Origin of the sequence: Halalkalibacter oceani (assembly GCF_023715605.1) — a bacterium.
Lineage (GTDB): Bacteria > Bacillota > Bacilli > Bacillales > Bacillaceae_D > Halalkalibacter > Halalkalibacter oceani.
The window spans coordinates 107,001-119,918 of record NZ_JAMBOL010000009.1 but is presented as its reverse complement, the minus strand read 5'-3'; the positions used below and the strand labels follow the sequence as shown (position 1 = coordinate 119,918).

Below are 12,918 nucleotides of genomic sequence, written 5' to 3'. Positions count from 1 at the left end.
ACTACGAAACAAAAAAGCCGATCGACTTTGGCGACAGCCTGTGTAGGGTATAATGAATTATACCCTACTATTTTTTTGGAGGAGAGAAGATGGCGATTTTACTTGTGGAGGATGATAAAACGATCGCGGCCGGGCTGGAGTATTCGTTGCAGCAGGATCAGTTTACGACGATTTTATGCTATGATGCCGAGTCGGCGAAGCATGTGCTCGCCAACGAGCTTCATCATATTCAATTATGCTTGTTCGATTTATCCCTTCCTGATGGCAGCGGATATGAACTGTGCCAGCTTGTGAAGGAGCAGAGCGATATTCCGGTCATTTTTTTAACGGCGATGGACGAGGAAGTGAATGTCGTGATGGGGCTTGATATGGGAGCGGATGATTATATTACGAAGCCGTTTCGCGTACGCGAGCTTTTATCGCGGATTAAATCGGTTCTCCGCCGTTATCAGAAGCAGGTACCTCAGGCAAGGTCGGTGATTGAGCTTGGCGATGTCCGGATTCACACGCTTGAAGGAAAGGTGTACAAGCGGGGAACGGAAGTGCTGCTGACGGCGCTGGAATATCGCCTGCTGATGATCTTTGCCAATCATATTGGCCACGTTCTTTCCCGACAGCAGCTGCTGGAGCAGATTTGGGATGTGGCTGGTGATTTCGTCAATGATAATACATTAACGGTTTACATTAAGCGCCTGCGCGAAAAGCTTGAGGATGATCCGCAGCAGCCGCACTTAATAAAGACCGTGCGCGGTCTCGGCTATAAGGTCGGTGAGTAAGATGTTCAGAAATCGCGAGTTCCGCTATTTTGTTTTGTTTCAAGTCGTCTTCAGCACCATTGCCGTTGGCGTGGTGAGCTTTTTTTCAGCAATTGCGGCAAGTGTAGTGGCCGTTGCCGCTTTGCTGCTGTGCGTCAGCAATCTTGTGTATGCGCGCTGGCGCTATCGGGAGATGGGAAAGCTTTCACGCTATTTGCGGCAGATCACGGCGGGCGATTACGCGCTCGATGTCCGCGATAATGAAGAGGGAGAGCTGAGCCTGCTGAAAAACGAAATATATAAAGTGACACAAATGCTGTCAGAGCAAGGAAACAGTCTGGCCCGTGATAAAAGCAAACTGACCGATGCGATCTCGGATATTTCTCATCAATTAAAAACACCGTTAACGTCGATGATGGTCATGTCTGACTTGCTCAGCGACGCCGAGCTCTCGACTGAAAAACGGGCGGAATTTACAAATAATATCCGCATTCAGCTTGAACGGATTGAATGGCTCGTTTCATCCTTATTAAAACTGTCGAAAATCGATGCCGGCACGATTCACTTTAAAAAAGAGCCGATTGCGATGGAGGAATTGATAAGCAGGGCGGTTGAACCGCTGTTAATTCCGATGGATATTAAGGAACAGCGTCTAAGGCTTGCTGGTGACGGAGCAGTTTCAATCGGTGTTGACGCGAACTGGACGGTCGAAGCGTTGATTAATATTTTGAAAAATGGGGTGGAGCATACAGGAGAGGGAGGAGAGATTGCCGTGTCCTTTTCCGACAATGCGCTCTACAGTGAAATCATCATCGCCGATAATGGCAAAGGGATTGCCAAGGATGACCTTCCGTATATTTTCAAACGGTTTTATAAAGGAAAAAATGCCAGCGAAGGCAGCATCGGCATTGGACTGGCGATGGCACACAGCATTATCACAAGTCAAAACGGCGATATTGAAGTGACGAGCGAACCTGAAAAAGGGACGACTTTCATGCTGAAATTTTATAAGCAATAATAACCAGCAAATTTTTTGAATGAATCGACTGCCCCCTCGCTTAAAAGCAGGTCGCCGGCAGCGAGGTGACGAAATTGTCACTTTGGCAGTCACTTCACAGTCATATGAGGCCGCTATACTTAGAACCATCTAAGAAACAGGTGGAGGTCTACTAATGGAAATCTTAAAAATCGAAAATCTTTCGAAAGTGTATGGAAAAGGGGAAACGGCTGTCAAAGCGCTCGATAATGTTTCATTTTCTGTCCAAAAAGGTGAGTTTGTCGCGATTATCGGTCCGTCAGGCTCGGGGAAATCAACGCTTCTGCATTTGCTCGGGGGCGTCGACCGGCCGACAAGCGGGAAAGTGCTCGTTGATAACACGGATATGTACCAATTGAATGAAACGCAGCTGGCGATTTTCAGACGGCGACAAATCGGCCTGATTTATCAGTTTTACAATTTGATCCCGATTTTAACGGTGGAAGAGAATATTACGCTGCCGCTTTTGCTTGATGATCATAAGGTTGATCAGAAGCAATTCGACGATATCGTTGGCATTTTGAAGCTGAAGGAGCGTTTGCAGCATTTGCCGAATCAGCTGTCGGGCGGGCAGCAGCAGCGTGTGTCAATCGGACGGGCGTTAATCAGCAACCCGGCGATTATGCTTGCAGATGAGCCGACGGGAAATTTAGACAGCAAGAACAGCCGCGAAATCATTGACCTGTTAAAAATGTTTAACAAAACATACAACCAGACGCTTGTCGTGATTACGCATGATGACCGGATTGCCCTTCAGGCTGACCGGATCATTTCCATCGAAGACGGGAAGGTCGCCAAGGATGAGGTGATCCGTCCATGAACATCGTCAATAAGGTGACCTTTCGTCATTTAAAGCAAAATAAAAGGCGGACCCTTGTCACGATTATCGGAACGATTATTTCCGTCGCGATGGTGACCGCGGTCGCCACACTCGGCATGTCCTTTATGGATTTGTTTCAGCGCGAGACGATGGACAGGAATGGCGAGTGGCATGTTGCTTATCATGAAGTGGACAAAGCACAGCTGGAAGTGATTAAAGCCGAGGACAACACGGAGGCAGTGTCTCTTTCAAGAGACAGGGGTTATGCCTGGCTTGAAGGAAGTCCGGCAAATCGCTATAAACCATATTTGTTCGTCAAGGACTTGGATGAAGAAGGCTTTGAGCGATTCTCGGTCAACGTGAAGGAGGGTCGTCTCCCGCAGACTGAAAATGAAATCGTCATTTCTGAGGAAATCGCGAAAAACGCGCAAGTATCGTATCAAATTGGAGATGAGCTGACACTTGAGATCGGGGAGCGCTTTGCGGAAGGGCAGGCAAGCGAGCAGCTACTTAGTCAAACAACCTCTCTCGTGATGAATGAAGAAGGAGAAAATGTCGAGACATTAATCAATCAGGAGGAACGAAGCTATACGATCGTCGGCGTGATTGAAAGCCCACATTGGGAACCGTCATGGTCTCCGGGCTATACCGTTATTTCCTACGTCGATCCGGCAAGCGTGACGGAAGCGGATCCTGTTGATGCGTCGGTCGTTCTTGCTGACGTGAGCAATGCTTTATTTGCTGAGGCGGAGGCGTTGGCACAGGCGCATAACATTAGCAATGTCAGCTATCATAGCGAGTTATTGCGCTATTATGGCGTCACGGACCAGGACAACCTGCATCGCACCCTTTATTCGTTGCTCGGCATCATCATTGCCGTCATTGTCATCGGCTCGGTCGCGTTAATTTTTAATGCTTTCGCGATTTCTGTGTCCGAGCGTTCCCGCCATTTAGGAATGCTCTCGAGCGTCGGGGCGACAAAGCGGCAAAAGCGGAACTCGGTTTTCTTTGAAGGATTTTTAATCGGTCTTGTCAGCATCCCGCTCGGGCTTCTGGCCGGTGTCGTGGGAATTGGCATCACCTTCTTCTTTATTAACGGGGTTTTGCAGGAGGCGCTTTATCTTGGCAACGGCTTGCGCCTTGTCGTCACGCCGGGCTCTTTGTTGACAGCGGCAGGGATTTCGGTCGCGACGATTTTTATTTCGACCTATATTCCGGCACTGAGGGCTTCCCGCATTTCGGCGATTGATGCGATTCGTCAAAGTCAGGACGTCAAGCTGAGCGGCAAAGCGGTCAAAACATCATTTCTGATCCGTAACGTGTTCGGAGTGGAAGCGGATATCGGTCTGAAAAATTTAAAGCGCCATAAACGCAGGTACCAAGTAACGGTGTTTTCACTTGTGATTAGCATTGTTTTATTTTTGACGGTGGCGTTTTTTACGGACAGCTTAGTGAAATCAGTGGACATGTCCCAGGATGGAGTGGATTTTGATATTCGCGTCCAGCAAACGCAGGAGACCGAGGAATCCCGGCAGCTGTTGGATGAAATCCCTTCACTTGGAGATGTGACGAACTACACCCTTGGGAAAGAAATTTATCTGTCAGCAATGGTGGATGAAACGAAAATCGCGGAGGAGCTAAAGCAAATTCCCGATCAGCTTGAGGAGGGCGAGTATCGTTATGCGATGAATGTTATTGCCCTGGATGAGCCGAGCCTGACTGCTTATGCCGAGCAGGTCGGAATCGATCCGGAACAGCTAATGGAAGAGGGCAACCTGAAAGCGATCGCTGTCGATACGATCTCTTACACTGACTACGATGAGGGAAAGTTTGTCGAAACGAAAGCAATTCAGACCGCGGTTGGCGAGACATTCGATTTATTTTATGAAGAGTGGATTGGCGATCAGGCTGAAAAAATCGATGCTATTTCTGTGGAAGTGCTGGCGCTGACCGACGAGCAGCCGATGGGGGCAGTGATGAATGGACTCGGCAGCTTGAATATCGTCGTATCCGAGCAGGTGTTTGACGGACTGACCGACGAGTTTACCAATATGCCGATGACGACGACTCTGCATCTGCAAACAAGTGATCCGGCGACGACCCAGGAGGAGATCGATGAACTTGGGGGATCCTCGTTCTACGTCTACAACGTCCACCAGATGAGGCAGCAGGAGCAGCAGATGGTGCTGATCATGAGAGTGTTCACCTACGGCTTCATTACGCTGATCACGCTGATCTCCGTTGCGAATATTTTCAATACGATTTCGACGAGCATTGCCTTGCGCAAGCGGGAATTCGCGATGCTGAAATCAATTGGCATGACGCCGAAGTCATTTAATAAAATGATCAATTATGAAAGTATTTTCTACGGAGTGAAGGCGCTGTTGTACGGGTTGCCGCTCAGCATTCTTGTGATGTATCTGATTCACCGCTCCGTGAATCATACGTTTGCGTACGATTTCAGCCTGCCATGGCTCAGTATGCTCTATGTTGTGATTGCGGTTTTCGCGATTGTCGGGGCGGCGATGCTCTATTCCATTGCAAAAATTAGGAAAGAAAATATTATTGATACTTTGAAGCAGGAAAATATATAAGCATACGAGGCTGGCCGATTAGGGTACATTATCCTTATCGGCCAGCCTTCTTTTGATTTCGTCCACTGTTTGTATGACCCGTGGTATAATCAGTCTGTATGTCGAATCGTGACAATGAATGGTGCGCGAAAAGAAGTGGCGATGATGGAAGGTAGGGAGAAACGATGGAGTTATTTATGATGATGATGGGGATCATTCTTTTTATTGTCAATTTACTTTTTGCGGTCGTCATCATCTTTATTGAACGAAAGGATGCGGGGGCGACGTGGGCCTGGCTGATGATCTTGATGTTCATCCCATTTCTCGGTTTTATTGTGTATCTGTTTCTCGGGCAGAACTTAACGAGGAGAAGAATGTTTGACTGGGAGGATATGCAAAAAATCGGAATTGAAGATGCGATCGCCAGCCAGATGCAGCAAATGCGGGATTCAACTATTTCATTTGATGAGCCGGAAATGGAACGGTACCGCGACTTGATTTATATGCATTTAATTAATAATGATGCCCTGCTGACCGAAAAAAACGAGGTCGATATCCTCGTCGACGGGGAAGAGAAATTCCAGACGCTGTTAGCGGACATTGAAAGCGCAGAGCACTTTATTCATTTACAATATTATATTTTTAGAAATGATCAGTTAGGGAAACGAATTATTCGCGCTCTTGAAAAAAAGGCGAAGGAAGGGGTCAAAGTCCGGGTATTGTATGATGATCTGGGCTCGCGAAAACTAAGAAGAAAGAATTTCGCGGAGGTCGTCGCCCATGGCGGGGAGGTTGGTGTGTTCTTTCCATCCCGTCTGGCGTTGATCAACTTCCGGATGAATTACCGCAATCACCGGAAGCTGGTCAATATCGACGGCCAGATCGGCTATATTGGCGGGTTTAATGTCGGTAATGAATACCTTGGCCTAAAAAAGAAATTCGGTTACTGGCGCGATACGCATCTTAGGATCAAAGGACCGGCTGTCGACGCGATCCAAACGAGATTTATCCTCGACTGGAATCAGGCATCAAAGCAGCATTTGATTCATTATGACCCAAGCTACTTCCCGGAGAAACGGACAAACGGCAGGGCGATGATTCAGATTGTATCAAGTGGTCCGGATGCCGAATGGGAACAGGTCAAAAACGGGTACATCAAAATGATCATGTCGGCGAAGCGCTCGATTTATATTCAAACGCCATATTTCATTCCTGATCAAAGCTTACTGGATGCGTTGCGGATTGCCTGCTTATCAGGCAAAGAGGTTCACTTGATGATTCCAAACCGTCCCGATCATCCTTTTGTTTATTGGGCGACACTTTCCCATGTCGGTGAATTATTGAAGGTCGGAGCAAAAGTATATATTTATGAAAAAGGCTTCATCCATGCCAAGATGATCGTGATCGACAGCGAAGTCAGTTCTGTCGGAACTGCCAATATTGACATGCGGAGCTTCAAGCTGAATTTTGAAGTGAATGCTTTTCTATATGACGTGGACGTAGCGCAAAAGCTCGTCACCTACTTTGAGAAAGATATCCATTTTTCAACTGAATTGACGCAGGCCAAATACAATGAACGATCGAAGATAATCCGCTTTAAGGAATCGATTTCACGGCTGCTTTCGCCGATTTTGTAAGTCCTGTTCCAATTCGAGAAAGTCGCAGACGTCAGTCCGGGGTGAAAAGCAACCTCCCCGGGCTCTTCTTTTGGTTACTCAGCGAAATAATGCACGAAATAGTCAGACAGGATCGCGATCGTCGACTCCTTTTCCGCGGCCGTATTCTCAGGTCCCCCGACAGCGATATAAATTACCTCATCGCTCAAGCCCTGTTCCTCACTAAGGATCAGGCCACGGGGGATTCCCGGGTAACGTTCTTCGATTTCAATCGCAATTTGTTCAAGTAAAGGGTAGTAGTCACTGTCCGGAGTAACCGTAAATAAAACTCTTGCCGTCTCATGACCATCTAGAGTTGTCGTCGTCTTCTCTCTGTCCAGCTCATCATCAAAGAACGAAAAAACAATACTGTTTTCAGCTATTTCTTCCACACTTTCTGCATACACGACCCCGATTTTCTGTTTTTCTAACATTTGTTCGAGTTTCTTTCCTTCGCCGCTGTCCGTCTCATGATGCAAAATCGTGATCGCTGGTGCGGAAATCGATTCGATTTCTTCCGTGTTTTCCCTTTGGCAGCCTGACAGAGCAACGAAAGCAAGCATCATAAACAGACAAAAGCAATAATGTGGACGTGTCATGTTTTCCCTCCTTTAATAATCAATCCTTGTCCCTAAAGCGCTGCGTCTTCTTTCTAAAGACTTGTACACCTAGTAGAAACAGAGCTAACCAGCCCAGTAGGATAAAACCATTTTCGATCGGCAAAAGAAATGAAATGATGGTGATGACCAAAAGCAGGATGGCTCCGGTGATAACCTGACTAACTTCCTTTTCGAGACTCGTCCATCGGTAAAGAAGGAAGCAGGTTAAATAGTAAAAAATAAAAATGACAAACACTGCTAGGAGGATGAGTGGAATGCGGACATCATGTAAATCTTTATGAAACAATAGAGGACCCTCATTTCATTAAATGCATCGAAGTCAGCAGGAGGTAGTATCATCATATGTAGGGTAGAGATGCATTATTATTTTTTGTTTTTATTACAGTAGTTTAGATTACAAGATTTGTAAAGAGGAGAATGAGCCGGGGGCTGTCAAAGGAAGTCCGTTTCTTGCGGGCTCCTTGCAGCGACTCGGCTCATTGCGGGACATTTCTCTATTCCATCTTCCTAAAATGAAATAGACCGAGGGCGAGCCAGCCGGCCATGATGACGGCGGCAAAGCAGAGGAAAGCGACAGGGCCAAAGGCGACGATTAACGGTACAGACGCAGCGGTGACAATTCCGCCGCCGACGAAAATATCAAGCAGCAGCTGCTTGTAGCTGAAGCCCTCTTTTGCCGGCGTTTCGTCATGGGCGTCAGCGAGTTTGATCAGCAATAATCCGGCGGCGCTCATTCCCATTGCTTGGCCAAGATCGCCAATTGCCCGTTCAAACCAGTAATCCGGCATGATGCGTGGCGCAATGAACAGAAAGGCGACGACGTTCCAGGCGATCGCCGCTACTGACATGATGAGAAACGGCAGGAGGTAATCGCCTAAAACAGAGAGGGAGAGCGTCGCAATCGCCGCGACAATTAACAGATCAAGAGCCAGGCCTTGAATGCGGTTAATCAGACCGCGGTCGAGAATGCTCCTCTTTACGAACTTGCTTACGATCAGCTGGACAATGACCGCTCCGACCATGGCCAGTGGAAAGAGAGGCAGATGGACAAGCAGTTCAATCGTGTCTCCCCAGAGCAGCTCTTCGATGAAAATCAGTCCTTGCAGGATGACGTAACCGACCGCGATCGCAATGCCGATGTAGGCGAAGTGAACGGTGAATGATTCAATGACCTCCGGGCGGGTAGTCTGGTGTCCGGCAGGGGCGTCTTCCTGGTTCTCCTGCTTGATCAGGCCTTTTCTCTGCTCGGTGGAGATGTCATCGGGACTTTGCAGCACTTCTGTTTTTCCGTTGCGCGCTCCCCAGTTAAGCAAAATCATCCCGAGGACAACTCCTGACAGCACCCCGATTGTCGCTAAGCCGACAGCGAGATCCCGGCCTTCTTCAAAGCCGACAGCCGAAAATGTGCCGGAAAGACCAGCCGCGGTTCCGTGCCCGCCGACAAAGCTGATCTCCAGCAGCGCGCCAACGGCTGGATTCATCCCGAGCAAAGGAATGAAAAGCAGCAGGGCCAGCAGCGAGCCGACGACATATTGCCCCCATGAGAGAATATGGGCGAACGTAATTTGTGGACCGGAAATCCGCCATATTTTTTTAAGTGAAGGAATCGTTTTGCCGAGAAACAAGGAAGCAAAAATGACACTGATCAAAAGCTCGGGCAGCGTTTCCCAAACGGAAACCATCGCTTCCGGAAACAAACCGCCTTCATCAAACAGATGAAAGAAGCGGCCGAGCACTTCCGGACCGAGCAATAAGCCGAGCAGACCGGCGATAATCGAGCTTGGGATGAAGATCGTCTGCAAAAACGGCGTGAACACACGTATCCATTTGCCGATGATCAACAAGATACCTAGAATAATAAAACTGAATCCGACGACTTCTGGTGACATAGGGGCATTTGTCCTCCTCTTTGCGTATTACTACACTGATAACCATGAGAAGACGAGTTAAAACCTCGACAATGAAAGTCTAAAGGGAGCAGCAGTAAGAGCGGCCGCTCTGGATGGCTCAAGTATTACTAATTGCATTTCCGGCTTTCTTATGGTCTAATTTAACTACCTGCTTTTTATACATTTTAGTTTAAAAAGTAAACGCAGGAGGTGCATCACGATGGACGTATTGGAAGCAATTCGCTCCCGCAGAAGTATCGGACTTGTGAAGGAAAACCCACTCGAAAAGGAAACGATCGAGAAAATTATTGAAGCTGGAACGTGGGCTCCGAGTCATTACCGGACAGAGCCGTGGCATTTTTTCGTCATCGAGGGGGAAGCAAGAAAAGCACTTGGGAACGCACTTGTTGAGATCGCTAAGGAAGAAATGGACGATCCAACGAGCGAAACAAATCAGAAAAAACTAGAGAAGGTCGCCGAAAAGCCATTTCGTGCACCTGTGATCATCACCGTTGCGATCCGTCCGAGCGACAATCCGAAGGCGCTGAAGCTGGAGGAGGCAGGCGCCGTCTACGCGGCGATTCAAAATATGCTGCTTGCCGCGCATGGACTTGGCGTAGCCGGTTATTGGCGCACCGGGGCTCCGGCGTATCACCCGACGATGAAAAAGCTGTTTGGCCTGGGCGATCATGAAGAAATTGCCGGCTTTCTCTATTTTGGCTATCCGAAGCGGGAGCCGCATGAAGGAAAACGCCGTCCGCTCACTGAAGTGACGACTTGGCTGACAGAAGAGAATGAGTTTGAAACATTGATATAACGCTTTTCGCTACCTGGCGAGGCTGGGACAAAAGGTTGTTTTTTTACCTTTTGCCCAGCCCCTAAGCTAGTTTTGTCTCAAGCTCTCGTTGCCGTTTTCAGCTAAAATGAACACATTACATAAATTTTTTTTTCGGAAAAACGAACGAAATCGACCGGCTCTGACCAATATGAAGTGAAAAAAGAAAAAGGAGGGGAGAGCTTTGGATGATGAGCAGCAGCAGTTGGCGGTATTCGTCAGGCAAATCCGGATGGGTAGACAGGAGGCTTACAGCGAGTTGTATGAGCGGACCGTCCAGGATGTGTACAAAACCGTTCATTTCCTGTCAGACAATAAAACGGATGTCGATGATATCGTGCAGGATAGCTTTATTCAGGCTTTTAAGGCATTGGACAAGTACGATATGGAGCGGCCGTTCAAGCCGTGGCTGCTCGGGATTGCGATTAAGCAGGTTCATGCGTATCGCCGGAAAAAATGGATGAGGCTGCGGACGATAAGGCGGGTGGAGGAACAGGAAATAGGCAAGGAGAGCCTTCTTTATAATCAGGCGGATGAGAGACTTGCTAATGATGACTTGTTCCGCTCGATTGAACAGCTGCCATTTAAGCTGAAGCAGGTCGTGATTCTCCACTATTTAAACGATTATTCTCAGGAGGTTGTTGCCGGTATTCTTGATATCCCGCTTGGAACGGTGAAATCCCGCGTTCATGCGGCCTTGAAAAAGCTTCGGCAAAAAGAAGAGATCAGGCAAAACGATGCTAAGAAAGTGAGGAATGTTCAATGAATACAGAGGAGCGTATCCGTCACGTACTGAAGAAAAAGGCAGAGGAAATAGAAGCGCCGTCGGAGTTAAAAGAAAAAGTGCTGCGGCGGGCGGGGGTAAGCCGGAAGCTTCCAAAGCGTGTGGCTGGTTTGCTGCTGGCGGCGCTCATTGTTTTGCCGACTGGCGCGTTCGCGTATCAAATGTTGCTGGCCGATGACGTTTACGGCTCATTTGAAACTGTCCAGAAGCATATTGCCGGCTTTACGATGAAGAGCTATTTGCTGATTGATGCCAAGCTGGCGCAAGCCAAGGGCGTGCTCGGTCAGGAAGAATATGAAACATTTAAAGAGCTGGCGCGTTCGATTATCAACGCCAAGATGGAGTATGGCGATCCCTATGGAAATATAAATTACGACCAGCTGCCAGCTGATCTATATGAAGCAGAAAAAGCGACTTTAATAGCAGCGCAGCCTTATTTTGACCGTCTGAATGATCTTCCTGTGCTGGAAACATTGCTGACAGAGGCAGAAATGGATGCCTATATTGAGGCGGTGATGAAGCACCAAACGATTATGGCGAAAAGCGGCATCAATACAAGTGAGGGAATCGGGCGGGAGCGCATTCCGGCCGAGCTGCGGGCGGAGTATGATCAGGTTAAGGCAACGCTGGAGCATGTTCACACGTTACAAGCCTCTTATTAAAAGAAAGCCTGAGCTTGAGACAAAACTAGCTTTGGACCTACTGGCAATGGCTTCACACGCCACAAGCCCGTTGTGAGAAACCCACTCACAACGGGCTTTAAAAGATCGTGGCGGTTCCGCTCATTGCTTAGAGGCTGGGAAAAAACAACCTTTTGTCCCAGCCTCACGATGGCCCGCTTCTTTAACTCATGGTCAAAATCAAGTGTCCCCTCGTTCCCGGTCCTTCAGGTTGACAGAAAAAGACAAAAGCGATATAATTATTTCAAATTCGAGATAAATGATATGGAGGTAATGGAGATGAACGAGCTAAAAGGGGTGCATCATGTTACGGCGATTACGAGCAGCGCGGAAGAAAATTATCAGTTTTTTACGTATGTGCTTGGCATGCGCCTCGTAAAGAAAACAGTTAACCAGGATGATATTCGAACGTATCACTTGTTTTTTGCCGATGATACAGGAAGTCCGGGAACAGATATGACGTTTTTTGACTTTCCGGGAATTCCAAAAGGTTCTCATGGAACGAATGAGATTTCAAAAACATCATTCCGTGTTCCGAGCGACGCGGCGCTTGATTATTGGGTAAAGCGTTTTGACCGGCTGGAAGTGAAGCATACGGGAATTAAGGAGCAGTTTGGTAAAAAGACGTTGTCATTCGTTGATTTTGATGATCAGCATTATCAGCTCATTTCAGATGAAAACAACTCCGGTGTAGCATCCGGTACGCCTTGGCAAAAGGGGCCGGTTCCATTGGAATATGCGATTACAGGGCTTGGCCCGATCTTTATCAGAATCGCTAATTTTGATGCTTTTAAAGAGCTGCTCGAAAAGGTAATGCTGTTTAAAGAGATTGCCCAGGAGGATTCTTTCCACCTGTTTGAGGTAGGGGAAGGCGGAAACGGGGCGCAGATCATCGTGGAGCATAACACGGTACTTCCCCAGGCGCGTCAAGGCTTCGGTACAGTTCACCATGTTGCATTTCGGGTGGAAGACCGGGGCGTGCTGGAGGAATGGATTAACAGACTGCCCCGCTTTGGACTGCAAACATCGGGATATGTCGACCGTTTCTTCTTTGAATCGTTGTATGCGCGGGTTGCGCCGCAAATCTTGTTTGAGCTGGCGACGGACGGGCCGGGTTTTATGGGCGACGAGCCATATGAGACTCTTGGAGAAAAGCTCTCCCTCCCGCCATTTTTGGAAGGGAGACGGGAGCAAATTGAACGCATGGTCCGGCCGATTGATACGGTGCGCAGTACAAAGGAGTTTGTAAAAGAATAACAGCAAGGCTGGAA

12 protein-coding genes are annotated in these 12,918 nt (G+C 48.0%); 9 read left to right on the top strand and 3 right to left on the bottom strand.

All coding sequences use genetic code 11. The features are described 5' to 3' along the window. Window positions 1–89: 89 nt before the first annotated feature. The 5 genes from M3202_RS11815 to cls all read left to right on the top strand — a co-directional run bounded on the left by M3202_RS11815 (window position 90) and on the right by cls (window position 6,821). Entirely contained in the window at window positions 90–776 is a 687-nt protein-coding gene (locus M3202_RS11815) for a response regulator transcription factor (protein ID WP_251223529.1), read from the top strand. Window position 777: 1 nt separating this feature from the next. After that, on the top strand, window positions 778–1,773 hold the full coding sequence (locus M3202_RS11810; protein WP_251223528.1) for a sensor histidine kinase: 996 nt from the start codon (window positions 778–780) through the stop codon (window positions 1,771–1,773). Window positions 1,774–1,927: 154 nt separating this feature from the next. Next, on the top strand, window positions 1,928–2,611 hold the full coding sequence (locus M3202_RS11805; protein ID WP_251223527.1) for an ABC transporter ATP-binding protein: 684 nt from the start codon (window positions 1,928–1,930) through the stop codon (window positions 2,609–2,611). Beyond that, window positions 2,608–5,205 carry an ABC transporter permease gene (locus tag M3202_RS11800; protein ID WP_251223526.1) on the top strand — a complete coding sequence of 866 codons (2,598 nt, stop codon included), beginning with the start codon at window positions 2,608–2,610 and terminating at the stop codon, window positions 5,203–5,205. The genes M3202_RS11805 and M3202_RS11800 overlap by 4 nt, the downstream gene beginning before the upstream one ends. Window positions 5,206–5,369: 164 nt before the next feature. Continuing rightward, complete coding sequence (gene cls, locus M3202_RS11795; RefSeq protein ID WP_251223525.1) at window positions 5,370–6,821, top strand: cardiolipin synthase; 1,452 nt, start codon at window positions 5,370–5,372, stop codon at window positions 6,819–6,821. 74 nt (window positions 6,822–6,895) lie between these two features. On the opposite strand, the gene M3202_RS11790 is transcribed toward cls, so the two are convergent. The 3 genes from M3202_RS11790 to M3202_RS11780 all read right to left on the bottom strand — a co-directional run bounded on the left by M3202_RS11790 (window position 6,896) and on the right by M3202_RS11780 (window position 9,348). Then, a complete protein-coding gene (locus M3202_RS11790) occupies window positions 6,896–7,438 on the bottom strand; it encodes a stage II sporulation protein P (protein ID WP_251223524.1) in 543 nt (180 codons plus the stop codon). A gap of 19 nt (window positions 7,439–7,457) precedes the next feature. Continuing rightward, complete coding sequence (locus M3202_RS11785) at window positions 7,458–7,745, bottom strand: hypothetical protein (RefSeq protein ID WP_251223523.1); 288 nt, start codon at window positions 7,743–7,745, stop codon at window positions 7,458–7,460. A 208-nt stretch (window positions 7,746–7,953) separates the two neighbouring features. Further along, entirely contained in the window at window positions 7,954–9,348 is a 1,395-nt protein-coding gene (locus M3202_RS11780; RefSeq protein WP_251223522.1) for a sodium/glutamate symporter, read from the bottom strand. Between the two features lie 220 nt (window positions 9,349–9,568). On the opposite strand from M3202_RS11780, the gene M3202_RS11775 reads away from it, so the two are divergent. The 4 genes from M3202_RS11775 to M3202_RS11760 all read left to right on the top strand — a co-directional run bounded on the left by M3202_RS11775 (window position 9,569) and on the right by M3202_RS11760 (window position 12,904). Further along, entirely contained in the window at window positions 9,569–10,165 is a 597-nt protein-coding gene (locus M3202_RS11775; RefSeq protein WP_251223521.1) for a nitroreductase family protein, read from the top strand. A 202-nt stretch (window positions 10,166–10,367) separates the two neighbouring features. After that, complete coding sequence (locus M3202_RS11770) at window positions 10,368–10,949, top strand: sigma-70 family RNA polymerase sigma factor (RefSeq protein WP_432805972.1); 582 nt, start codon at window positions 10,368–10,370, stop codon at window positions 10,947–10,949. Continuing rightward, window positions 10,946–11,629 carry a DUF3600 domain-containing protein gene (locus M3202_RS11765; RefSeq protein ID WP_251223520.1) on the top strand — a complete coding sequence of 228 codons (684 nt, stop codon included), beginning with the start codon at window positions 10,946–10,948 and terminating at the stop codon, window positions 11,627–11,629. Before M3202_RS11770 ends, M3202_RS11765 begins: the two co-directional genes overlap by 4 nt. A gap of 297 nt (window positions 11,630–11,926) precedes the next feature. Continuing rightward, window positions 11,927–12,904 (top strand): ring-cleaving dioxygenase, encoded by a 978-nt coding sequence (locus M3202_RS11760; protein ID WP_251223519.1) that lies wholly within the window; start codon window positions 11,927–11,929, stop codon window positions 12,902–12,904. The last annotated feature ends 14 nt before the right edge of the window (window positions 12,905–12,918 follow it).

What these genes read in the sequence shown, in the direction of transcription:
- M3202_RS11815 (WP_251223529.1), top strand. Translation starts at nt 90, where the DNA reads ATGGCGATTTTACTTGTGGAGGATGATAAAACGATCGCGGCCGGGCTG.
- M3202_RS11810 (WP_251223528.1), top strand. Translation starts at nt 778, where the DNA reads ATGTTCAGAAATCGCGAGTTCCGCTATTTTGTTTTGTTTCAAGTCGTC.
- M3202_RS11805 (WP_251223527.1), top strand. Translation starts at nt 1,928, where the DNA reads ATGGAAATCTTAAAAATCGAAAATCTTTCGAAAGTGTATGGAAAAGGG.
- M3202_RS11800 (WP_251223526.1), top strand. Translation starts at nt 2,608, where the DNA reads ATGAACATCGTCAATAAGGTGACCTTTCGTCATTTAAAGCAAAATAAA.
- cls (WP_251223525.1), top strand. Translation starts at nt 5,370, where the DNA reads ATGGAGTTATTTATGATGATGATGGGGATCATTCTTTTTATTGTCAAT.
- M3202_RS11790 (WP_251223524.1), bottom strand. Translation starts at nt 7,438, where the DNA reads ATGACACGTCCACATTATTGCTTTTGTCTGTTTATGATGCTTGCTTTC.
- M3202_RS11780 (WP_251223522.1), bottom strand. Translation starts at nt 9,348, where the DNA reads ATGTCACCAGAAGTCGTCGGATTCAGTTTTATTATTCTAGGTATCTTG.
- M3202_RS11775 (WP_251223521.1), top strand. Translation starts at nt 9,569, where the DNA reads ATGGACGTATTGGAAGCAATTCGCTCCCGCAGAAGTATCGGACTTGTG.
- M3202_RS11765 (WP_251223520.1), top strand. Translation starts at nt 10,946, where the DNA reads ATGAATACAGAGGAGCGTATCCGTCACGTACTGAAGAAAAAGGCAGAG.
- M3202_RS11760 (WP_251223519.1), top strand. Translation starts at nt 11,927, where the DNA reads ATGAACGAGCTAAAAGGGGTGCATCATGTTACGGCGATTACGAGCAGC.